General features: G+C 73.5%; 21 protein-coding genes. 20 read left to right on the top strand and 1 reads right to left on the bottom strand.

Annotated elements, in window-relative coordinates; all coding sequences use genetic code 11:
* The first annotated feature begins 9 nt into the window (after positions 1 to 9).
* From AC1DT4_RS09495 to AC1DT4_RS09460, 8 genes are all read left to right on the top strand, one after another.
* The gene (locus tag AC1DT4_RS09495) at positions 10 to 1,053 is read left to right on the top strand and encodes a tRNA (adenine-N1)-methyltransferase (RefSeq protein ID WP_477089538.1); all 1,044 of its coding nucleotides are present in this window, start codon (positions 10 to 12) and stop codon (positions 1,051 to 1,053) included.
* Positions 1,054 to 1,210: 157 nt separating this feature from the next.
* A complete protein-coding gene (gene arc / locus AC1DT4_RS09490) occupies positions 1,211 to 2,845 on the top strand; it encodes a proteasome ATPase (protein ID WP_477089537.1) in 1,635 nt (544 codons plus the stop codon).
* A gap of 49 nt (positions 2,846 to 2,894) precedes the next feature.
* Entirely contained in the window at positions 2,895 to 4,502 is a 1,608-nt protein-coding gene (gene dop, locus AC1DT4_RS09485; protein ID WP_477089536.1) for a depupylase/deamidase Dop, read from the top strand.
* 96 nt (positions 4,503 to 4,598) lie between these two features.
* Positions 4,599 to 4,796 carry a ubiquitin-like protein Pup gene (locus AC1DT4_RS09480; protein WP_477089535.1) on the top strand — a complete coding sequence of 66 codons (198 nt, stop codon included), beginning with the start codon at positions 4,599 to 4,601 and terminating at the stop codon, positions 4,794 to 4,796.
* Between the two features lie 6 nt (positions 4,797 to 4,802).
* Positions 4,803 to 5,636 carry a proteasome subunit beta gene (gene prcB / locus AC1DT4_RS09475; RefSeq protein WP_477089534.1) on the top strand — a complete coding sequence of 278 codons (834 nt, stop codon included), beginning with the start codon at positions 4,803 to 4,805 and terminating at the stop codon, positions 5,634 to 5,636.
* Positions 5,633 to 6,334 carry a proteasome subunit alpha gene (gene prcA, locus AC1DT4_RS09470; protein WP_477089533.1) on the top strand — a complete coding sequence of 234 codons (702 nt, stop codon included), beginning with the start codon at positions 5,633 to 5,635 and terminating at the stop codon, positions 6,332 to 6,334. Before prcB ends, prcA begins: the two co-directional genes overlap by 4 nt.
* A gap of 41 nt (positions 6,335 to 6,375) precedes the next feature.
* On the top strand, positions 6,376 to 7,737 hold the full coding sequence (gene pafA, locus AC1DT4_RS09465; RefSeq protein ID WP_477089532.1) for a Pup--protein ligase: 1,362 nt from the start codon (positions 6,376 to 6,378) through the stop codon (positions 7,735 to 7,737).
* Between the two features lie 103 nt (positions 7,738 to 7,840).
* Positions 7,841 to 8,725 carry an FKBP-type peptidyl-prolyl cis-trans isomerase gene (locus tag AC1DT4_RS09460; RefSeq protein ID WP_477089531.1) on the top strand — a complete coding sequence of 295 codons (885 nt, stop codon included), beginning with the start codon at positions 7,841 to 7,843 and terminating at the stop codon, positions 8,723 to 8,725.
* Here AC1DT4_RS09460 and AC1DT4_RS09455 read toward each other — a convergent pair.
* Positions 8,722 to 9,375, bottom strand: a complete 654-nt coding sequence (locus AC1DT4_RS09455) for a TIGR03085 family metal-binding protein (RefSeq protein ID WP_477089530.1) — start codon at positions 9,373 to 9,375, stop codon at positions 8,722 to 8,724. The genes AC1DT4_RS09460 and AC1DT4_RS09455 overlap by 4 nt on opposite strands.
* A gap of 102 nt (positions 9,376 to 9,477) precedes the next feature.
* Here AC1DT4_RS09455 and AC1DT4_RS09450 point away from each other — a divergent pair, with 102 nt between their 5' ends.
* From AC1DT4_RS09450 to lgt, 12 genes are all read left to right on the top strand, one after another.
* Entirely contained in the window at positions 9,478 to 11,358 is a 1,881-nt protein-coding gene (locus AC1DT4_RS09450) for an ABC transporter ATP-binding protein (protein WP_477089529.1), read from the top strand.
* Positions 11,355 to 13,157, top strand: a complete 1,803-nt coding sequence (locus tag AC1DT4_RS09445) for an ABC transporter ATP-binding protein (protein WP_477089528.1) — start codon at positions 11,355 to 11,357, stop codon at positions 13,155 to 13,157. The genes AC1DT4_RS09450 and AC1DT4_RS09445 overlap by 4 nt, the downstream gene beginning before the upstream one ends.
* Before the next feature lie 63 nt (positions 13,158 to 13,220).
* Positions 13,221 to 13,619, top strand: a complete 399-nt coding sequence (gene hisI, locus AC1DT4_RS09440; RefSeq protein ID WP_477089527.1) for a phosphoribosyl-AMP cyclohydrolase — start codon at positions 13,221 to 13,223, stop codon at positions 13,617 to 13,619.
* Positions 13,616 to 15,181: an anthranilate synthase component I gene (locus AC1DT4_RS09435; protein ID WP_477089526.1), complete on the top strand. Its 1,566-nt coding sequence runs from the start codon at positions 13,616 to 13,618 to the stop codon at positions 15,179 to 15,181. The genes hisI and AC1DT4_RS09435 overlap by 4 nt, the downstream gene beginning before the upstream one ends.
* Complete coding sequence (locus tag AC1DT4_RS09430; RefSeq protein WP_477089525.1) at positions 15,178 to 15,768, top strand: Trp biosynthesis-associated membrane protein; 591 nt, start codon at positions 15,178 to 15,180, stop codon at positions 15,766 to 15,768. Before AC1DT4_RS09435 ends, AC1DT4_RS09430 begins: the two co-directional genes overlap by 4 nt.
* A 77-nt stretch (positions 15,769 to 15,845) precedes the next feature.
* Positions 15,846 to 16,151 carry an HGxxPAAW family protein gene (locus AC1DT4_RS09425; RefSeq protein WP_477089524.1) on the top strand — a complete coding sequence of 102 codons (306 nt, stop codon included), beginning with the start codon at positions 15,846 to 15,848 and terminating at the stop codon, positions 16,149 to 16,151.
* Positions 16,152 to 16,210: 59 nt separating this feature from the next.
* Complete coding sequence (locus tag AC1DT4_RS09420) at positions 16,211 to 16,780, top strand: DUF4190 domain-containing protein (RefSeq protein ID WP_477089523.1); 570 nt, start codon at positions 16,211 to 16,213, stop codon at positions 16,778 to 16,780.
* Positions 16,781 to 16,844: 64 nt separating this feature from the next.
* Positions 16,845 to 17,225 carry a DUF2752 domain-containing protein gene (locus AC1DT4_RS09415; RefSeq protein WP_477089522.1) on the top strand — a complete coding sequence of 127 codons (381 nt, stop codon included), beginning with the start codon at positions 16,845 to 16,847 and terminating at the stop codon, positions 17,223 to 17,225.
* Between the two features lie 136 nt (positions 17,226 to 17,361).
* Positions 17,362 to 18,174 carry an indole-3-glycerol phosphate synthase TrpC gene (trpC, locus tag AC1DT4_RS09410; RefSeq protein ID WP_477089521.1) on the top strand — a complete coding sequence of 271 codons (813 nt, stop codon included), beginning with the start codon at positions 17,362 to 17,364 and terminating at the stop codon, positions 18,172 to 18,174.
* Complete coding sequence (trpB, locus tag AC1DT4_RS09405) at positions 18,171 to 19,487, top strand: tryptophan synthase subunit beta (protein ID WP_477089520.1); 1,317 nt, start codon at positions 18,171 to 18,173, stop codon at positions 19,485 to 19,487. Before trpC ends, trpB begins: the two co-directional genes overlap by 4 nt.
* Positions 19,484 to 20,305, top strand: a complete 822-nt coding sequence (gene trpA / locus AC1DT4_RS09400) for a tryptophan synthase subunit alpha (RefSeq protein WP_477089519.1) — start codon at positions 19,484 to 19,486, stop codon at positions 20,303 to 20,305. The genes trpB and trpA overlap by 4 nt, the downstream gene beginning before the upstream one ends.
* Positions 20,302 to 21,183 carry a prolipoprotein diacylglyceryl transferase gene (gene lgt / locus AC1DT4_RS09395; protein ID WP_477089518.1) on the top strand — a complete coding sequence of 294 codons (882 nt, stop codon included), beginning with the start codon at positions 20,302 to 20,304 and terminating at the stop codon, positions 21,181 to 21,183. The genes trpA and lgt overlap by 4 nt, the downstream gene beginning before the upstream one ends.
* Positions 21,184 to 21,224 lie beyond the last annotated feature (41 nt).

The following is a 21,224-nucleotide window of genomic DNA, read 5'->3' as shown; positions in this document are numbered from 1 at the left end:
TCGGGCACCGTGAACCCCGACCAGACGTCCACCGGGGCCGCGCAGCGTCGCGGCCTCTTCCGCGCGGGCGACCGCGTGCAGCTCACCGACCCGCGCGGCCGGCTGCACACGATCACGCTGGCCGAGGGAGCCTCGTTCCACACGCACCGGGGCTACCTGAACCACGACCAGCTGCTCGGCGCGCCCGAGGGCTCGGTGGTCCGGAACACGGCCGGGATCGAGTACCTCGCGGTCCGCCCGCTGCTCGCCGACTACGTGCTGTCCATGCCGCGCGGCGCGGCGGTGGTGTACCCCAAGGATTCCGGCCAGATCGTGGCGATGGCGGACATCTACCCGGGCGCCCGGGTGATCGAGGCCGGCGTCGGCTCCGGCGCGCTGACCATGTCGCTGCTGCGCGCGGTGGGCGACGGCGGCTCGCTGCACTCGATCGAGCGGCGCGAGGACTTCGCGGCGATCGCCCGCGGCAACGTCGAGGGCTTCTTCGGCGGTCCGCACCCGGCCTGGCAGCTGTCGGTCGGGGACCTGTCCGACGTGCTGCCGACCGTCGCCGAGCCGGGCAGCGTCGACCGCGTCGTGCTCGACATGCTCGCGCCCTGGGAGAACCTCGACGCGGTGGCCGAGGCGCTGGCGCCCGGCGGCGTCTTCATCTCGTACGTGGCGACGACGACGCAGCTGTCGCGGCTGGCCGAGGACATCCGCACCGACGGCCGGTACACCGAGCCCGAGGCGTGGGAGTCGATGGTCCGCGGCTGGCACCTCGAGGGCCTGGCCGTGCGCCCGCAGCACCGGATGATCGGCCACACCGGGTTCCTGCTCACCACCCGCCGGCTCGCGGACGGGGTCGACGCCCCGCAGCGTCGTCGTCGGCCCGCGAAGGGCGCGTACCCCGTCGCGCCCGACGGGGCCCCCGCGGTCGACGACGCCGAGCTCTGGTCGCCCGAGGCGATGGGGGAGCGGCTCGTGTCGGACAAGAAGCTGCGCCGGGCGCGTCGCGACGTCGGCCAGGCCCCTGCGGTGCCGGGCGCGACGCCGGACCCGACGCGGGAGGTCTGAGACCCCGGGCACGTGGTCAGTATCTGAGCGGGCTCGCGCGCGTCGCCGGTCGGCGGTTGACACTGGTGGTTAGGGTCGTCGGACCAGCAGGCACAGAGCGGTGCACGGTGGGAACGGAGTTGACGACCACGCGCGACGCGGAACGGAGGCCGACGAGATGACCGATCCGGCTGCCCCTGGGCGGGACCTGCACCGAGAGCTGACCGTGCTGGCGGCGAAGAACGAACGCCTCAGCGACGCCCTCGTCGCGGCCCGCGAGCAGATCATCGACCTCAAGCGCCAGGTGGACGACCTGGCCAAGCCCCCCGGCACGTACGCCACGTTCCTGGGCGCGCGCACCGACGGCACGGTCGACATCGTGTCGTCGGGACGCAAGATGCACGTCGGCGCCAGCCCGTCCCTCGACGTCTCCCGGCTCCTGCCCGGCCAGGAGGTCATGCTCAACGAGGCCCTGACGGTGGTCGAGGCCGGCGGCTACGAGCAGGTCGGCGAGCTGGTCACGGTCAAGGAGCTGCTGGGGTCGGACCGCGCGCTCGTCGTCGGGCGCGGCGACGAGGAGCGGGTCGTGCGCTTCGCCGGCCAGGTGCTGGACGCCGGCGTGCGGATCGGCGACGCGCTGACCATCGACTCGCGCAGCGGCTTCGTCTTCGAGGTGATCCCGCGCGCCGAGGTCGAGGAGCTGGTGCTCGAAGAGGTCCCGGACATCGACTACAAGGACATCGGCGGCCTCGGGCCGCAGATCGAGGCGATCCGCGACGCGGTCGAGCTGCCGTTCCTGCACCCCGAGCTGTTCCTCGAGCACGGCCTCAAGCCGCCGAAGGGTGTCCTGCTGTACGGGCCTCCCGGGTGCGGCAAGACGCTCATCGCCAAGGCCGTCGCGCACTCCCTGGCGGCGACCGCGGCGGCTGCGCGCGGCGAGAGCACCGCGGACACCAAGAGCTTCTTCCTCAACGTCAAGGGCCCCGAGCTGCTCAACAAGTACGTGGGCGAGACCGAGCGGCACATCCGGCTGATCTTCGCCCGTGCCCGCGAGAAGGCGTCGCAGGGGCACCCGGTCGTCGTGTTCTTCGACGAGATGGAGTCGCTGTTCCGCACGCGCGGGACCGGCGTCTCCAGCGACGTCGAGACGACGATCGTGCCGCAGCTGCTGAGCGAGATCGACGGCGTCGAGCGGCTCGAGAACGTCATCGTCATCGGGGCGTCGAACCGCGAGGACATGATCGACCCGGCCATCCTGCGGCCCGGCCGCCTCGACGTGAAGATCAAGATCGAGCGGCCCGACGCCGAGGGCGCGCGGGAGATCTTCGGCAAGTACCTCGTGCCGACGCTGCCCATCCACCCGGACGACATCGCCGAGCACGGCGGGTCGGCGTCGGCGGCGGTCGAGGCGATGATCACCCGCGTCGTCGAGCGCATGTACACCGAGAGCGACGAGAACCGGTTCCTCGAGGTCACCTACGCGAGCGGTGACAAGGAGGTCCTCTACTTCAAGGACTTCAACTCGGGCGCCATGATCCAGAACGTCGTCGACCGCGCGAAGAAGTCGGCGATCAAGGACTTCCTGAGCAGCGGCCAGCGCGGCATCCGGGTGGACCACCTGCTGACCGCGTGCGTCGACGAGTTCCGCGAGAACGAGGACCTGCCCAACACCACCAACCCCGACGACTGGGCGCGCATCTCCGGCAAGAAGGGCGAGCGCATCGTGTTCATCCGGACGATCGTGCAGGGCAAGAAGGGCGCCGAGGGCTCGCGCACGATCGAGAACGTGACGAGCACCGGCCAGTACCTCTGAGCACGGCCGTCCGCGCCGACGCGCGGTCGCGGGACCCTAGGGTGGTCCCGTGACCGTGCGCCGCGTGATGGGGATCGAGACCGAGTACGGGATCCTCCAGCCCGGACGTCCGCTGGCCAACCCCATGCTGCTGTCGAGCCACGTCGTCGCGGTGCACGCCGCGGCCCGCGAGGGCGCACGCACCAAGGCCCGGTGGGACTACGACGACGAGGACCCGCTGCACGACGCCCGCGGCTTCCACCTGCAGCGGGCGTCGGCGCACCCGTCGCTGCTGACCGACGACCCGGAGAAGCCCGCGCCGTCGGGCGACGGCCCGCAGGCCCTCCCGCGCGCGACCAGCGAGGAGTACGAGGACCCGGGCGCGGCGAACGTCATCCTCACCAACGGCGCGCGGCTGTACGTCGACCACGCGCACCCCGAGTACTCCTCGCCGGAGGTCACCAACCCGCTCGACGCGGTGCGCTGGGACCGGGCCGGCGAGCGCGTCATGCTCGCGTCGGTGCGGGCCCTCGCGTCGACCGCGGCGCTCCCGGACGTCGCCCTCTACAAGAACAACGTGGACGGCAAGGGCGCGACCTACGGCATGCACGAGAACTACCTCGTGGACCGGGCGGTCCCGTTCAACGACCTGGCCGCCCGGCTCATCCCCTTCTTCGTCACGCGCCAGGTGTTCACCGGCGCGGGCCGGGTCGGGCTGGGCCAGCGGGGCGAGGAGCCCGGCTTCCAGCTCTCGCAGCGGGCGGACTACATCGAGGCCGAGGTGGGCCTCGAGACGACGCTGCGTCGCCCCATCATCAACACGCGCGACGAGCCGCACGCCGACCCGGACCGCTGGCGCCGGCTGCACGTGATCATCGGCGACGCGACGATGCTCGAGGTGGCCACCTACCTGCGTCTGGGCACCACCTCGCTCGTGCTCTGGCTCATCGAGCGCGCGGTCGCCGACGGGGGAGCCGGGGGAGCGCTCGCCGCGGTCGACCGCCTGACTCTGCGCGACCCGGTGCACGCGGTGCACCTGGTGAGCCACGACCTCACCCTGACCACCCGGCTCGAGCTCGCGGACGGGCGCCGTCTGACGGCGCTGGAGGTGCAGCGCGAGTACCTCCAGGCCGTGCGGGCGGCGCTGGTCCACGTCGGGGACGCCCCGGACGACCAGACCACGGACGTGCTGGACCGCTGGGAGTCGGTGCTCGACCGGCTGGCGGCCGACCCCGCGTCCTGCGCGCGCGAGGTGGAGTGGCTGGCCAAGCTGCGGCTGCTCGAGGGCATGCGGCGCCGCGACCGGCTGGCCTGGGACCACCCGCGGCTGGCCGCGATGGACCTGCAGTGGGCGGACGTGCGGCCCGAGCGGGGCCTGTACCACCGGCTGGTCCAGGCCGGGGCGGTCGAGCTGCTGGTGAGCGCCGAGGAGGTGTCCGACGCGGTCGTGCACCCGCCGCGCGACACCCGGGCCTACTTCCGCGGCGAGGCCGTGGCGCGCTACGGCGGCGAGATCTCGGCGGCCAGCTGGGACTCGGTGGTGTTCGACGTGCCCGGGGCGGCGACGCTGCAGCGCGTGCCGATGCGCGACCCGTTGCGCGGGACGCAGGCGCACGTGGGCGCCCTGCTGGACCGCAGCCCGGACGCCACCGCCCTGCTCGACGCGCTCGGCGCCTGACGTCGCCGGTCCGCTCCGTGGCGTGCGGACCGGGAGCGTCGGAAGATGGGCCTAGGGTGGGCGTCAGCACGTCGTCGGCACTCCGGGGAGGTCACCATGGCTGGTCAGGAACACGTACGCCCACGCCGCGAGGACGCGGAGCCGGACGACGGCCCCGACACGCCGGCCCCGGCCGCACCCGCCGCGCAGGCGCGGGACGCCGAGGTCGACGCGCTGCTCGACGAGATCGACGACGTCCTGGAGTCCAACGCCGAGCAGTTCGTGCGCGGATTCGTCCAGAAGGGCGGTCAGTGAGCGCCGATGAGTTCTCACGACACGTCGGCCTCCGGTCGGCTGCCGCACGCGTTCACGACGCCGGGCTCGTCGTCGTTCGTGGAGTTCCTGTCCAGCCACGCCCCGCAGCTGCTGCCGGGTAACCGCCCGGGCGGAGACGTCCAGGCGCCGCACGGCACGACGATCCTGGCCCTCGCGTTCGACGGCGGGATCGTCATGGCGGGCGACCGCCGGGCGACCATGGGCTCGATGATCGCGAGCCGCGAGATCGAGAAGGTCTTCCCCGCCGACGAGTACTCCGCGGTCGGCATCGCCGGCACGGCGGGCCTCGCCGTCGAGCTGGTCCGGCTCTTCCAGCTCGAGCTCGAGCACTACGAGAAGATCGAGGGCAGCCTGCTCTCGCTGGACGGCAAGGCGAACCGCCTGGCGACGATGATCCGGGGCAACCTCGGCCTGGCCATGCAGGGGCTGGCCGTCGTCCCGCTGTTCGGGGGCTTCGACCTGGACCGTCGCGTCGGTCGGATCTTCTCCTACGACGTCACCGGCGGCCGCTACGAGGAGCACGACCACCACGCGGTCGGCTCGGGCTCGGTGTTCGCCCGCGGCTCTCTGAAGAAGCTCTGGCGGCCGGGGCTCGACGCCGCCGGCGCCGTGCGGGTGGCCGTCGAGGCGCTCGTGGACGCGGCGGACGACGACTCCGCGACCGGCGGTCCCGACCACACCCGCGGCATCTGGCCGGTCGTCGCGACCGTGACCGAGTCGGGCTACCTGCGGGTCTCCGACACCGACCTGAGCGCGGTCGCGGAGACCGTCGAGCAGGAACGTCGGCGGACGCACGAGGGCCGCGGGGGTGCGCGATGAGCATGCCGTTCTACGTCTCGCCCGAGCAGCTGATGAAGGACCGGGCGGACTACGCCCGCAAGGGCATCGCCCGGGGCCGTTCCGTCGTGGTGCTGCAGTACGACGACGGGATCGCGTTCGCCACCGAGAACGCGTCGCGCGCGCTGCACAAGATCTCGGAGATCTACGACCGCATCGGCTTCGCGGCCGTGGGCAAGTACAACGAGTTCGAGAACCTGCGGGTGGCCGGCGTGCGCTACGCCGACCTGCGCGGCTACTCCTACGACCGCGAGGACGTCACGGCGCGGGGCCTGGCCAACGCTTACGCCCAGACGCTGGGCACCTCGTTCACCACGGAGTCCAAGCCGCTCGAGGTCGAGATCGTGGTCGCCGAGGTGGGGCGGGCCGCGGCGGGCGACCAGATCTACCGGCTGGCCTACGACGGGTCGGTCACCGACGAGCACGGCTACGTCGTCATGGGCGGCCAGGCGGAGCGACTCGGCGGCCTCCTGGCCCAGGAGTGGCGTGCCGGCCTGACCCTGCCGGAGGTGCTGGCGCTGGCGGTGCGGACGCTCGGCGCCCCGGCGGAGGACGGCGGTGACGCGCGGCCGATCCCTGCGCCGCAGCTCGAGGTCGCCGTGCTCGACAGGACGCGGCCGCGGCGCACGTTCCGGCGGCTGGCGGGGGCGTTGCTGGAGGACCTGCTGGACGCAGACTGAGCAGAGCGGACCGGCGCGGGTCGACAGGAGGGAGCACGGCGATGGACAGGCGGATCTTCGGCCTGGAGACGGAGTACGGCGTGACCTGCGCCGCCCAGGACGGCCGCGGGCTCTCGGCCGACGAGGTCGCGCGGTACCTGTTCCGCAAGGTCGTCGCGTGGGGCCGCTCGTCCAACGTGTTCCTGCGCAACGGGTCGCGGCTCTACCTCGACGTCGGCTCGCACCCCGAGTACGCCACGGCGGAGTGCGACGACGTGCGCCAGCTGGTCACGCACGACCGGGCCGGCGAGCGCATCCTCGAGGGCCTGGTCGCCGACGCGCAGCAGCGGCTCGAGCACGAGGGCCTGCCCGGCAAGATCCACCTGTTCAAGAACAACACCGACTCGGCCGGCAACTCCTACGGCTGCCACGAGAACTACCTGGTGCGGCGCCAGGGCGACTTCTCGCGGCTGTCGGACGTGCTGGTCCCGTTCCTGATCACGCGGCAGATCCTCACGGGTGCCGGCAAGGTGCTCACCACGCCGCGGGGCGCGCTGTACTGCCTGTCGCAGCGCGCCGACCACATCTGGGAGGCGGTCTCCAGCGCGACCACCCGGTCCCGCCCGATCATCAACACGCGGGACGAGCCGCACGCCGACGCCGAGCACTACCGGCGGCTGCACGTGATCGTGGGCGACTCGTCGATGTCCGAGACGACGACGATGCTCAAGGTCGGCACGACGGACCTGCTGCTGCGGATGATCGAGGCCGGCGTCCCCATGCGGGAGATGGCGCTGGAGAACCCGATCCGCGCGATCCGGGAGATCAGCCACGACATCACGGGGATGCACCCGGTGACCATGGCGAACGGCCGGACGGTCACGGCGATCGACCTGCAGGAGGAGTACCTCACGCGGGTGACGGACTTCCTGGCCGCCGAGGGCGGTCCGACGCCCGAGAACAAGCAGGTGCTGGACCTCTGGGAGCGCGGGCTGCGCGCGTTGCGCACCGGCGACCTGTCGCTGGTGGAGCGCGAGCTCGACTGGGTCATCAAGTACAAGCTCATCGAGCGGTACCGCGCCAAGCACGACCTGGACCTGTCCGACGTCCGGGTGCAGCGCCTCGACCTGGCGTACCACGACATCTCCCGCACCGAGGGTCTGTACAACCTGCTCGCGGCCAAGGGGCTGGTCGAGCGCGTCACCACCGACCTCGAGATCTTCGAGGCGACCGCCGTCCCGCCGCAGACCACGCGCGCCAAGCTCCGCGGCGACTTCGTCCGCGCTGCCCAGGACGCCCGCCGCGACTACACGGTCGACTGGGTGCACCTCAAGCTCAACGACCAGGCGCAGCGCACGGTGCTGTGCAAGGACCCGTTCCGCAGCGTCGACGAGCGGGTGGACCGGCTCATCGAGTCGATGTAGCAGGTCGCCCGTCCAGGACCACGCCGTACAGTGTGGCGGTCCTGCAGTCCCTCAGGACGTGTGCATCGTGGTGGCCGCCCGGGCCGAGAACGGAAGGAACGACGTGCGACGACTGCAGGGCCGTGCCCTGGTAGCCGGTCTGGTGCTGACCCTCCTGGCTCTCGCCGGGTGCAGCACCCCGGAGTCGACGCCGGCCGCGGTGACCGTCTCCGGCGAACCCGGTGAGGCGCCGACCATCACGTACGTGACACCGCTGCAGGTCGACACGACCCGGTCCGAGCAGATCTGGGAGGGCACGGGCCCGGCGCTGGTCGAAGGCGCCCCGGTGCTCATCGACTTCTGGCTCGAGGACGCCACGGACGCGTCGCTGGTGAAGGAGAGCTACTCCACCAACCCGACGGCGATGCTGCTGACCGAGGAGGACCTGGGCACGGACCTCTACGACACGCTCCGCGGCCAGAAGGTGGGCGCGCGGCTGCTCCAGGTGAGCCCGGGGTCCGGCTCGGGGGCGACGAACTACCCGACCGTGACGGTGATCGACGTCCTGCCGACGCGCGCCGACGGTGAGCAGGTGACGCCCCGGCCCGACCTGCCCGCGGTGACGCTGGACGCGTCGGGCGCCCCGTCGATCACCGCGACGGGCACCGACCCGCCGTCGGCGCTGGTCGCGCAGCCGCTCATCCGCGGGACCGGCGAGCAGGTGGGCGCGAGCGACGTGGTCACCGTGCAGTACACCGGGTTCGCGTGGACGACGGGCGAGCCCTTCGACTCGACGTGGACGCACGGGCTACCCGTCTCGTTCTCGCTGCAGGACGTGCAGGCCTGGGCCGAGGGACTGGTCGACCAGCCGGTGGGCAGCCAGGTCATGCTCGTCGTGCCGCCCACGTACGCGCTCGGCGTGACGGACAGCGAGGAGCTCGCGGGCCAGACCGTCGTGTTCGTCGTCGACATCCTGGCCACGGGCCACCCGGACCAGGCGGCCGGCTAGCGCGAGGGCAGGACGTCCTCGATCACCGCGAGGTCGTCCGCCGAGCCCTCGACCCGGACGTCCGCCGCGGCGCCGCGGCCGAGCAGGTACAGGACCAGCTCGCCGACGTCGCCCCGGACGACGACGGTGCCGTGGTCGGCGTCCTTCGGCGCCCGGAGCCGGTGGCGGACACCGTCGCTGCGGACCATGACCACGCCGACGGGCACCTTCCGCAGCCGCATGCCGCCCGACTTCCTGAGCTGCGCCCAGAGGGTCTCGACGAGGTCGGGGTCCAGGTCGCGCCGCGGGACCGAGCCGGCGCCGCGCCGGACGTCCTCGGTGTGCACGAAGAACTCGATGACGTTGGTGGACTCGGCCGCCCAGGCGCCGGGGTGCCAGAACGCGGGCCGGTCGGCGGCCACGCGGGCCACGAGGTCGCGGTAGGCACCTTCGGTCGCCGCGGTGTCCGCGAGGCGCGCGATCGCCGCCTCCGCACGCGACGAGAGGGCCGGGACGGCGATCCCGACGCTCACCACGGCCGAGCGCTCCCGGAGCACGACGTGCGCGGCCAGGTGTCGCGCCTGCCATCCCTCGCAGAGCGTCGGCGCGTCGGGGGCGACGTCCAGGAGGGCCTGCGCCAGCTGCGCGCGCTCGATCTCGTGCCAGGTCATGAGCGCAGGATCGCACGCGCGCGGCGACCCCGCGTGACAGGTAAGCGCTCGCTCGGTCGTGAGAGGATGGCGTACCCCCTGAGCTCCACGGAAGGTCCTGTCGTGCCCACGCGAGACAAGTCACCAGAGTCGGTGGCCCTCACCGGCTCCGTGCCGCGCCGGGCTGTTCAGCTGGTCACCCGCGGCATCCGCGCACACCCGGGCACCTACGTGATGGCCATCGGCACGTCGGCGGTCTTCGGAGTCCTCACGGTCACCGTCAGCCGGGTGCTCGGTGCGGTGACGGACCGGGTGGTCGTCCCCGCGATGTCGGGCTCGACGGAGGCGCGCGGCGACATCTGGCTGGCCGGGCTCGCCATCGCCCTGGTCGCGGTGACGCTCGCGATCACCGTCGCCGGCCGCCGCATGTTCGCGGGCCGGGGGTACGCCCTGATCCAGGAGGACCACCGCCTCGCCGTGACCCGGCAGTACCTGCGGCTCCCGATGTCGTGGCACCGCCGGCACCCGACGGGGCAGCTGCTGTCGAACGCCAGCGCCGACGTCGAGGCGGCCACGGCGATCTTCAACCCGTTGCCGTTCGCCCTGGGCGTCGTCGTCATGCTGGTGGTGGCGGCCGTGGAGCTCTTCCGCACCGACGTGTGGCTGGCCCTGGCCGCCCTCGTCGTGCTGCCGCTCGCGGTCATCGCGAACCTCGTGTTCCAGCGCCGCATGTCGCCCGCGGCGATCCACGCGCAGCAGCTGCGGGCCGAGGTCGCCGACATCGCCCATGAGAGCTTCGAGGCGGCCGTGCTGGTCACGTCGCTCGGCACGGAGGCACGCGAGGAGGCCAGGTTCGCGGCGCGGGCCGCGCAGCTGCGGGACGCGAACGTGCGCGTCGGGATCGTCCGCGCGCTGTTCGACCCCGTCATCGACCTGCTCCCGAGCCTCGGCACGCTGCTCGTGCTCGTCGTCGGCACCGTGCAGGTGAGCGCGGGGCGGATCGGCACCGGCGACGTCGTGGCCGCCGCCTACCTGCTGACCCTGCTCGCCGTGCCCGTCCGGGCGTTCGGCTGGGTGCTCGGCGAGGTGCCGCGCGCGCTCGTCGGCTACGACCGCATCGCGCGGGTGATCGACGCGCACGGCGCCCTGAGCGTCGGCACCACCCCGTGGTCGCCCGCCGCCGGTGCACGGGTCGAGCTGCGCGACGTCGGGCGTTCCGTCGCCCTGCCCGGCGGCGGCGAGCTCGAGCTGCTGCACGACGTCGACCTGGACGTCGCCCCCGGACGCACGATCGCCGTCGTCGGCCCGACGGGCGCCGGCAAGACGACGCTGGTCTCCCTGGTCAGCCGCCTGGCGGACCCGTCGCGCGGCTCGGTCCTGGTCGACGGCATCGACCTGCGGGACGTCCGCCCAGCCGACCTGAGCCGGCACGTGGCGCTGGTCGCGCAGTCGACCTTCGTCTTCGAGGACACCGTCCGGTCGAACGTCACGCTCGCCGACGACGGCGAGGAGGGCGCGCCCGACGACGAGGCGGTGTGGGCGGCCCTGAGCCTCGCGCGCGTCGACGACGTCGTGCGCGCGCTGCCGGGCGGCCTCGACGCGCCGCTCGGTGAGCGGGGCGCCAACCTCTCCGGCGGCCAGCGGCAGCGCCTGGCGCTCGCCCGCGCGCTCGTGCGCCGGCCCGCGGTGCTCGTGCTCGACGACGCGACCTCGGCGGTCGACCCGCGGATCGAGCAGGCGATCCTTCGTGGCCTGCGCGACGAGGGCGGCGCCGGGAGCCCGACGGTGCTGCTGGTCGCCTACCGGATGTCGTCGGTCCTGCTGGCGGACGAGGTGGTGCACGTCGAGGGCGGCCGCGTCATCGACCGCGGCACGCACGACGAGCTGCTGGCGCGCGACGCCGGGTACCGCGAGCTGGCGACGGCCTACGAGCAGGAGACGGCTCGCCGGGCGGCCGAGGCGGCCGACGAGGAGGCCCTCGAGGTCGTGGAGGAGTCGGCATGAGCCATCGGTTCGCGCCGGCCAGCACGCTCGGCGTGCTGGCGACCCTGCGTCGCGGCATCCAGGTCTCGCCCCAGCTGCTGGTCGGGTGGCAGCTCACGGTGCTGCTCGCCGTGGTGGCCTCGATCGGCCGCGTGCTCGTGCCGATCGCGGTCCAGCAGACCGTCGACACCGGGATCCTCGCCGAGGGCGGCCCGGACGTCCCGCGCGTGGCCGCGCTCGCCGGGCTGGCCGCGCTCGGCCTCCTGGTCGGCGCCGTGTGCTCCGCGTACGTCAACGTGCGGCTGTTCCGGTCGAGCGAGAGCGGGCTGCTCTCGCTGCGGACGCAGGCGTTCCGGCACGTCCACGACCTGTCCGTGCTCACGCAGAACACCGAGCGCCGCGGCTCGCTGGTCTCGCGCGTGACGTCGGACGTCGACACCATCTCGCTGTTCGTGCAGTGGGGCGGCATCATGCTGCTCGTCTCGGTGCTGCAGATCGGCGTCGCGACCGTGCTGATGGCCGTCTACTCCTGGCAGCTCACCCTGATCGTGTGGGCCGGCTTCGTGCCCCTGTTCGTGCTCCTCCAGCCGCTGCAGAAGCGGGTCAACGCCCGCTACACCGCGGTGCGCGAGCGGGTCGGCGGGATGCTCGGCGCCGTGTCCGAGGCCGTCGTCGGCGCCGAGACGATCCGCGCGTACGGCGTCGCGGGGCGGACCCAGCGCAAGATCGACGCCGCCGTCGGGGCGACGCGCGGCGCCATGGTGCGCGCGCAGAACCTGGTCGCCCTCGTGTTCTCCAGCGGCGTGCTCGTGGCCAACCTCGTGCTCGCGATCGTCGTCGTGGCCGGGACCTACCTCGGCATCGCCGGCGAGATGACCGTGGGCCGGCTGCTCGCCTTCCTCTTCCTCGTCCAGCTGTTCACCGGTCCCGTGCAGATGGCGACCGAGATCCTCAACGAGCTGCAGAACGCCGTCGCCGGGTGGCGGCGCGTGCTCGGCGTGCTCGAGACGCCGGTCGAGGTCGTCGACGCCGGTCCGGACGGCGTGCCCAGCCCGCGCGGGCCCGCCCACGTCGAGCTCCGCGACGTCGACTTCGCCTACCCCGACGGACCGCCTGTGCTCACCGGCGTCGACGTCGCCATCCCCGCCGGCGCGTCGGTCGCGGTCGTCGGCGCGACCGGGTCGGGCAAGACCACCATCGCGAAGCTGGTCGCGCGGTTCATGGACCCGACCCGCGGCGCGGTTCTGCTCGACGGCGTCGACCTGCGGGACATCTCGATGGCCGAGCTGCGCCGCCGCGTGGTCCTCGTCCCGCAGGAGGGCTTCCTCTTCGACGGCACCCTCGCCGAGAACGTCGCGTACGGGCTGCGGCACGAGGACGGGACGACGTCCGCGTCGTCCGACGACGCCCGCATCCGGGAGGCCATCGACGCCCTCGGCCTGGACTCGTGGGTGGACGAGCTCGCCGACGGCCTCGAGACGCCCGTCGGGCAGCGCGGCGAGTCGTTGTCGGCGGGGGAGCGGCAGCTGGTGGCGCTGGCCCGGGCCTACCTGGCCGAGGCGGACCTGCTCCTGCTCGACGAGGCAACCTCCGCCGTCGATCCCGCGACCGAGGTGCGGATCGCCCGCGCCCTGGACTCGCTGACCCGCGGCCGCAGCACCCTGACCATCGCGCACCGGCTCTCGACGGCCGAGGCGGCCGACACCGTGGTCGTCGTCGACGCGGGCCGGGTGGTCGAGGTCGGCCACCACGACGAGCTCGTCGCGCGGGACGGTCACTACGCCGCGATGCACGCCGCCTGGGTGTCCCAGACCCGCTGACGGGTGGTGGGACGGGGCGGCGACGTGCGCGTGACCCGCGCGGCCGCGTGGCAGGATCGGTCCGTGTCTTCCAGCCCCTCCGCACCGACCCTCGACCCCGCCGTCGCCGAGCGCCTGAAGCGCGACGAGCACGGCCTGGTGGCGGCGATCGTGCAGCAGCACGACTCGCGCGAGGTGCTCATGCTCGGGTGGATGGACGACGAGGCCCTGCGCCGCACGCTCTCCACCGGCCGCGTCGTGTTCTGGAGCCGCTCGCGCCGGGAGTACTGGCGCAAGGGCGACACGTCCGGCCACGCGCAGTACGTCAAGGCCGTCAGCCTCGACTGCGACGGCGACGCCCTGCTGGTCGAGGTCGACCAGGTCGGTGCCGCCTGCCACACCGGCGCACGCACCTGCTTCGACGCCGGCGGCCCGCTGCCGGTCGTCGTCGGCACCCGACCCACCGAAGGAGACGCTCGATGACGGCGCCCACACTCCCGGACATCGCCGCGGCGGAGGTCCCCTGGGGTGCCACGTGGCCGTCGCTCGACGCGTTCCGCGGCCTGGCCCGGGACCGTCGGGTCATCCCGGTCGTGCGCCGCCTGCTCGCCGACGACATCACGCCCGTCGGCCTGTACCGCACGCTCGCGGCGGGTCGGCCGGGCACGTTCATCCTCGAGTCGGCCGAGGCGGACGGGACGTGGGACCGCTACTCGTTCGTCGGCGTGCACTCGCGGGCGACGCTGACCGTGCGCGACGGCTCGGCGGTCTGGGTGGGCGACGTCCCGGTGGGGGTGCCGACGGACGGCGACGCGCTGGACGTCCTGGCCGGCACGCTCGACGCCCTGCGCACCCCAGCGATCTCGGGGCTCCCACCGCTGACCAGCGGCCTCGTGGGAGCGCTCGGGTGGGACATCGTGCGGCACTGGGAGCCGACGCTGCCGGCCAACGCGCCCGACGAGCTCGGCGTGCCCGAGCTCACCCTGCTGCTGGCCACCGACCTCGCGGTCGTCGACCACCACGACGGCTCGGTGTGGCTGGTGGCCAACGCCATCAACTTCGACGACACGGACCAGCGGGTCGACGAGGCGCACGCGGACGCGGTCGCGCGGCTCGACGCGATGGAGGCCGCGCTCCTGGAGCCGACCGAGTCGGCCGTCGCCGTCCTGGCCGACGTCGCCGAGCCGCAGCTCGCGTTCCGGTCGACCCGGCAGGAGTTCGAGGACGCCGTGCGGACGGGACAGGAGGCGATCCGGGACGGCGACGTCTTCCAGGTGGTCATCTCGCAGCGCCTGGACCTCGACTGCCCGGCCGAGCCGCTCGACGTCTACCGGGTGCTGCGCACCATCAACCCGAGCCCGTACATGTACTACCTGCAGCTGCAGGACGCGGACGGACGCGACTTCGCGGTCGTCGGGTCGAGCCCGGAGACGCTGGTCAAGGTGACGTCGGGCCGCGTTGTCACCTTTCCCATCGCCGGTTCGCGGCCGCGCGGCGCGACCCCCGACGAGGACCGCCGCCTGCAGGACGAGGTGCTCGCGGACCCGAAGGAACGCGCCGAGCACATCATGCTGGTCGACCTGTCCCGCAACGACCTGGTCAAGGTGTGCGAGCCCACCAGCGTCGAGGTCGTGGAGTTCATGGCGGTCAAGCGGTACTCGCACATCATGCACATCTGCTCCACCGTGGTCGGCCGCCTGCGGGAGGGCGCGACGGCCCTGCAGACCCTCGTCGCGACGTTCCCGGCCGGCACGCTCTCGGGCGCGCCCAAGCCGCGTGCCATCGCTCTCATCGACGAGATCGAGCCCGCCCGCCGCGGCATCTACGGCGGCACGGTCGGCTACTTCGACTTCGCCGGGGACATGGACATGGCCATCGCGATCCGCACCGCGCTGATCCGCGAGGGGCGCGCGAGCGTGCAGGCCGGCGGCGGCATCGTGGCGGACTCGGTGCCGGCGCTGGAGTACGAGGAGTCGCGCAACAAGGCGGCGGCCGCGGTGCGCGCCGTGCAGATCGCCTCCCGCCTGCGCCGGGCGGGCGCGTGACGGTGCCGGCAGCCCCGGCACCGCGCAGCCGGTCCGGACGGGGCCGCGCGGCCGGCCTGCTGCTGGTCCTGGCGGGGCTGACCGCCGTCGTCGCCGTGCCCACGTGGTTCACGACGACGGGCACCACGGCGCTCGAGGGCACGGTGACCGTGCAGGTGTCGGGCTCGCAGGTCGCGCCGGCGATCCTCGCGGCGGCGGTCGCTCTGCTCGCCGCCGTGGCGGCCGTGGCCCTCGTCGGGCGTGCGGGCCGGTGGGTCGTCGCGCTGGTCGTCGTGGCCTGCGGCGTGCTCGTCGTCGGGACCACGCTGGCCGTGCTGGCGGACCCGGCCGCGGCCGTGACGCCCGTGGTCGCCGACGAGACGGGCGTGGGCCGGCTCGCGGGCCCCGTCACCACCAGCGTGTGGCCGTGGCTGGCGGTCGTCGTCGGGGTGCTCGACGCGCTCGCCGGCGTCTGGCTCGTCATCGCGTCCCGCGCCTGGGCGGGGCCGTCCCGCCGGCACGAGACGGCGGCCTCGCCGACGGCGTCCGCCGAACCCGACGAGCGCGCCGACTGGGACGCCCTCAGCCGGGGCGACGACCCGTCCTGACCTGCGGTGCTCGTGCCGGGTGGGGGCCCGGCCGTCCGATAGGGTGAGCGCAGAACCGAGCACGAAGGGGCACACCGATGGCCGACAACACCCTCGCGCACCGCGCACAGAACGCCACGACCACCGAGGCGATGCACCTGCCGCCCACGGCGGCCCCCACGAACCACGGCAAGACGCTCGCCGCCTGGGTCACCACGTACAGCGTGCTGGTCGCCTTCACGATCGCCGGCCTGGGCGTCCTGTTCGCGATCATCTGGCTCTTCTGGGTCGGGATGGCGCTCGTCGTGCTCGCCCTGGTGGCCGGCAAGGCGCTGCAGGCTGCGGGCCACGGCCAGGGCGGCGCGAAGACGCGGGCCCGCGCGGCCCGCAACGGCGGGCACTGAGCACAGCTGTTCCACCGCCGCCCGAGAACCGGGTGAGCGTTCGCGACCCAGGAGGACCGATGTCGACCCCCAACGAGCCGCAGAACCCGTACGGCGCCGAGCCGCCGAAGGACCCCGACGCCACGCCGCAGTACCCGGCCGCACCCCCACCGCCCCCCGCGGCACCGCAGTACCCGTCCGCGCCGCAGTACCCCGGCGCTGCCCCGCAGGCACCGCAGGCCCCGGGCGCCCCGCAGTACCCCTCGGCCCCGCAGTACGGCGCACCGACCCCGTACCCGGCCGCCGCTCCGTACGGCTCGGCACCGGGCGGCTACCCGCCGGCCGGCTACGGCGCCGTGTACCCGAAGAACAACCTCGCGGTCTGGTCGCTGGTGCTCGGCATCCTCACGTTCGTCCTGTGCGGCGTCTTCTCGGCGGTCGCCGCGGTGATCGTCGGCTACAAGGCGCGCAAGGCCGTCGCCGCGGGCGAGGCCAACAACGGCGGCATGGCGACCGCGGGCATCATCCTCGGCTGGGTGGGCATCGCGCTGTCGATCCTGGGGATCGCCTTCTTCCTGCTGATCATCGCCACCGGTGGTTGGGCCGACATCCAGCAGGGCTGGGAAGACGGCTACAACTCCGGGTACTGAGCTGCCCGCCGGCCCGCCCGCGCCCGACGCCACGGTGTCCCGCGGAGCGGGCCGACGCGCGTCCGTGCGCGGGCCCCTGGTCGCGGGCGCGGTGGTCGCGGTCTCGACCCTCGTGCTCGCGGTCCGCGACCCGCACACGACCGGCAGCTACGGCGTCTGCCCGCTCCACGCGCTCACGGGCCTGTGGTGCCCCGCGTGCGGGGGGCTGCGGGCCACGCACGACCTCGCGCACGGCGACCTCGCAGGCGCCTGGTCGATGAACCCCCTCTGGGTGCTGGCCGTCCCGGTGGTGATCGCCCTGTGGGGCCGGCTGGTCGTCCGCCGCGCGCAGGGGCGGCCGGCCCGCCCGACGCCGGCGTGGCTCGCCTGGGCGACCCTCGCCGTCCTCCTGCTCTTCGGGGTGCTGCGGAACGTCCCGGTGCTGGCCCCGTGGCTGGCCCCCTGACGAAGGTCTCTGTCCCACCCAGCGGCCTGTGGTCCGGGTCACTCCGGGACCGCTCTACGATGTCCCACTGGACCACCGCCACGATCGACGGCGTGCAGAAGGTCCGGAACCGACCGGGGGAGAAGGTGAGCTGTCGATGACCGTGCTGGACGACATCGTCGCGGGAGTCCGACTGGATCTGGCCGTCCGGGAGCAGGCCACGCCGCTCGCCGAGGTCAAGGAGCGCGCCAACCGCCGCGAGTCCGCGATCGAGTGCGTGGGTCGCCTGCGCGCGGAGGACGCGGTCCGCGTGATCGCAGAGGTCAAGCGGTCGAGCCCGAGCAAGGGCGCGCTGGCCACCATCAAGGACCCGGCCGCGCTGGCGGCCGAGTACGAGAAGGGCGGCGCCGCCGTCATCTCCGTGCTCACCGAGGAGCGGCGCTTCCACGGCTCGCTGGCGGACCTCGACGCGGTCCGCGCGCGCGTCGACATCCCCGTCCTGCGCAAGGACTTCGTCGTCACGCCCTACCAGGTGTGGGAGGCGCGTGCCCACGGCGCCGACCTCGTGCTCCTGATCGTCGCCGCCCTCGAGCAGACCGTGCTGGAGTCGCTGGTCGAGCGTGTGCACAGCCTGGGCATGACCGCCCTGGTCGAGGTGCACGACACCGAGGAGGTCGCCCGGGCCGCCGACGCCGGCGCGCGCGTGATCGGCGTCAACGCCCGCGACCTGCGCTCGCTCGAGGTCGACCGGACCACGTTCGCCCGGGTCGCCCCGGCCATCCCGTCGCACATCGTCAAGATCGCCGAGTCCGGCGTGCGCGGCCCGCACGACGTCATGGACTACGCCCGCGCCGGCGCGGACGCGGTGCTCGTGGGCGAGGCGCTCGTCACGGACGACGCGCCGCGCGAGTCCGTCGCCGACCTCGTGGCGGCGGGGGCGCACCCGTCCCTGCGGGCGGTGCGTCAGTGAGCGGTCGCCCCACCGTCGGACCGCTCTCGGACAAGCTGCTCGAGGCCGTGGCGGGCGGACCGCTCTCCACGCACGCTGGCCCGTACTTCGGCGAGTTCGGCGGCCGGTTCGTGCCCGAGGCGCTGATCGCGGCGCTCGACGAGCTCGACACGGCGTACCACAAGGCCCTCACCGACCCGGCGTTCGGGCGCGAGCTCGCCCGGCTGCACAAGACGTACACCGGACGCCCGAGCCCGCTGACCGAGGTGCCGCGGTTCGCCGCCCACGTCGCGCCCGGCGTACGGGTGTTCCTCAAGCGCGAGGACCTCAACCACACGGGCTCGCACAAGATCAACAACGTGCTCGGCCAGGCCCTGCTGGTCAAGCGCATGGGCAAGACGCGCGTGATCGCGGAGACCGGGGCCGGCCAGCACGGCGTCGCCACGGCGACCGCGGCCGCGCTGCTCGACCTCGAGTGCACGGTCTACATGGGCGAGGAGGACACGCGGCGGCAGGCGCTCAACGTCGCGCGCATGCGGCTCCTCGGCGCCGAGGTCATCCCGGTGACGATCGGCACGCGGACCCTCAAGGACGCGATCAACGAGGCCCTGCGCGACTGGGTGGCCAACGTCGAGACCACGCACTACCTGCTCGGCACCGTCACGGGGCCGCACCCGTTCCCCGAGATGGTCCGCGACTTCCACAAGATCATCGGCGAGGAGGCCAAGGCCCAGCTCCTCGAGGAGATCGGCCGGCTGCCCGACGCGGTGGCGGCGTGCGTCGGCGGCGGGTCCAACGCCATGGGCATCTTCAACGCGTTCCTCGACGACCCCGGCGTGCGGCTGTTCGGCTTCGAGGCCGGCGGCGCGGGCATCTCGTCCGGCCGGCACGCGGCACGGTTCTCGGGCGGCGAGCCCGGCGTGCTGCACGGCGCCAAGTCGTACCTGCTGCAGGACCACGACGGCCAGACGCTGCCCAGCCACTCCGTGTCGGCGGGCCTCGACTACCCGAGCGTCGGTCCCGAGCACGCGTGGCTGCACGACATCGGGCGCGCCGACTACCGGCCCGTCACGGACGACGAGGCGATGGAGGCCTTCCGCCTCCTGTGCCGGACCGAGGGGATCATCCCGGCGATCGAGTCGGCGCACGCGCTGGCGGGCGCGATCCAGCTGGGCGCGGAGCTGGCGACCTGGACCGGCGACGACGGCCACGAGCCGGTGCTGCTGATCAACCTGTCGGGACGCGGGGACAAGGACGTGGCCACCGCCGCGGCGTGGTTCGACCTGATCGAGGACGAGCCCGTCGTGCTGGCCGACCAGGGAGAGCAGCTGTGAGCGCCGTCGCCGTCCGGTCGCAGGTCGCGGAGCACCTCGACGCCCTCGGGCGCCCCGCGTTCATCGGCTACCTGCCCGTCGGGTACCCCTCGGTGGACGGGTCGGTCGAGGCCGTCCGCACGATGATCGACGCCGGCGTGGACGTGGTCGAGCTCGGGGTGCCGTACAGCGACCCCGTCATGGACGGTCCGACCGTGCAGCGCGCGGTGGACGCGGCCCTGGCGCGCGGCACGCGCGTGAGCGACACGATCCGCGCGGTCGAGCGGGTGGCCGGGCGCGGCGCCCCCGTGCTGGTCATGACCTACTGGAACCTGGTGCTGCGCTACGGCGTCGACGCGTTCGCGCGCGATCTCGCCGCGGCGGGCGGCGCCGGCCTGATCACGCCGGACCTCATCCCGGACGAGGCCGCCGACTGGATCGCCGCCTCCGACGCCCACGGGCTCGACCGCGTGTTCCTCGTCGCCCCCAGCTCGACGCCCGAGCGCCTCGTCTCGACCAGCGCCGCGTCGCGCGGGTTCGTCTACGCCGCCTCGACCATGGGCGTCACGGGGGAGCGCGCGACGGTCGGCAGCCGCGCCGAGGAGCTCGTCGCGCACACGCGCGCGGCCGGCGCGGCGCACGTGTGCGTCGGCCTCGGGGTGTCCCGCCCGGACCAGGCCGCCGAGGTGGCCCGCTACGCCGACGGGGTCATCGTCGGCTCGGCGCTGGTGCGCACGCTGCTCGACGCGGACGACGACGCGGCGGGCCGCGCCGCGCTGGCGCGTCTGGCCACCGACCTGGCCGAGGGCGTCCGCTCGGCACCGGTGAGGGCCCGGTGAGCGCGCTGCTCCCGGTCGCGATCCCGAGCCCGTCGCAGGGCGTCTGGCACCTCGGGCCCTTCCCGGTGCGCGCCTACGCGTTCGCGATCCTGCTCGGCATCGTGGTCGCGCTCTGGATGACCCGGCGCCGCTGGATCGAGCGCGGCGGCGAGCCCGACACGACCCTCGAGATCGCGTTCTGGGCCGTGCCGTTCGGCATCGTCGGCGGCCGGATCTACCACGTCATCACCTCGCCCGACGCGTACTTCGGCGTCGGCGGGGACCCCGTGCGCGCCCTGTACATCTGGGAGGGCGGGCTCGGCATCTGGGGGGCCGTCGCGCTCGGCGGCGTCGGTGCCTGGATCGGCGCCCGCCGCCAGGGCGTCCGGCTCCCCCCGTGGGCCGACGCGCTCGCGCCCGGCCTGCTGGTGGCGCAGGCGATCGGCCGGCTGGGCAACTGGTTCAACCAGGAGCTGTACGGCGGGCCCACCACGCTGCCGTGGGGCCTGCGGATCGATCCTGAGCACATGCCCGTCGGCGATCCCGCGGGCACGCTCTACCACCCGACGTTCCTGTACGAGATCATCTGGAACCTCGCGGGCGCGGCGCTGCTGATCTGGCTCGACCGCCGGCTGCGGCTGGGCTACGGGCGCGTGTTCTGGCTCTACGTCGTCATCTACACGACGGGCCGGCTCTGGATCGAGCTGCTGCGGATCGATCCCGCCCACCACTTCCTGGGCCTCCGGATCAACGTCTGGACGTCCATCATCGTGGGTCTGGGAGCGCTGGTAGCGTTCGTGGTGGTCGGGCGCCGGCACCCAGGACGTGACACGACCCTCCTGCTGGCACCCCCGACCGTGCAGGACGACGAGGAGAACGCGACCGACCCCGCCCGCTGACCCGCGGAGGGCTGGTGGCTCCCCCTCATCGCTGACGATGC

The sequence above is a fragment of the Cellulomonas sp. P4_D11 genome (assembly GCF_056401915.1).
The sequence above is the reverse complement of the archived record's forward strand: the minus strand, read 5'-3'. Positions and strand labels throughout refer to the sequence as shown.

Coding starts and splice junctions, on each gene's coding strand:
- arc (WP_477089537.1), top strand. CDS start 1,211: ATGACCGATCCGGCTGCCCCTGGGCGGGACCTGCACCGAGAGCTGACC.
- AC1DT4_RS09480 (WP_477089535.1), top strand. CDS start 4,599: ATGGCTGGTCAGGAACACGTACGCCCACGCCGCGAGGACGCGGAGCCG.
- prcB (WP_477089534.1), top strand. CDS start 4,803: ATGAGTTCTCACGACACGTCGGCCTCCGGTCGGCTGCCGCACGCGTTC.
- prcA (WP_477089533.1), top strand. CDS start 5,633: ATGAGCATGCCGTTCTACGTCTCGCCCGAGCAGCTGATGAAGGACCGG.
- pafA (WP_477089532.1), top strand. CDS start 6,376: ATGGACAGGCGGATCTTCGGCCTGGAGACGGAGTACGGCGTGACCTGC.
- AC1DT4_RS09455 (WP_477089530.1), bottom strand. CDS start 9,375: ATGACCTGGCACGAGATCGAGCGCGCGCAGCTGGCGCAGGCCCTCCTG.
- AC1DT4_RS09445 (WP_477089528.1), top strand. CDS start 11,355: ATGAGCCATCGGTTCGCGCCGGCCAGCACGCTCGGCGTGCTGGCGACC.
- AC1DT4_RS09435 (WP_477089526.1), top strand. CDS start 13,616: ATGACGGCGCCCACACTCCCGGACATCGCCGCGGCGGAGGTCCCCTGG.
- AC1DT4_RS09425 (WP_477089524.1), top strand. CDS start 15,846: ATGGCCGACAACACCCTCGCGCACCGCGCACAGAACGCCACGACCACC.
- AC1DT4_RS09420 (WP_477089523.1), top strand. CDS start 16,211: ATGTCGACCCCCAACGAGCCGCAGAACCCGTACGGCGCCGAGCCGCCG.
- trpC (WP_477089521.1), top strand. CDS start 17,362: ATGACCGTGCTGGACGACATCGTCGCGGGAGTCCGACTGGATCTGGCC.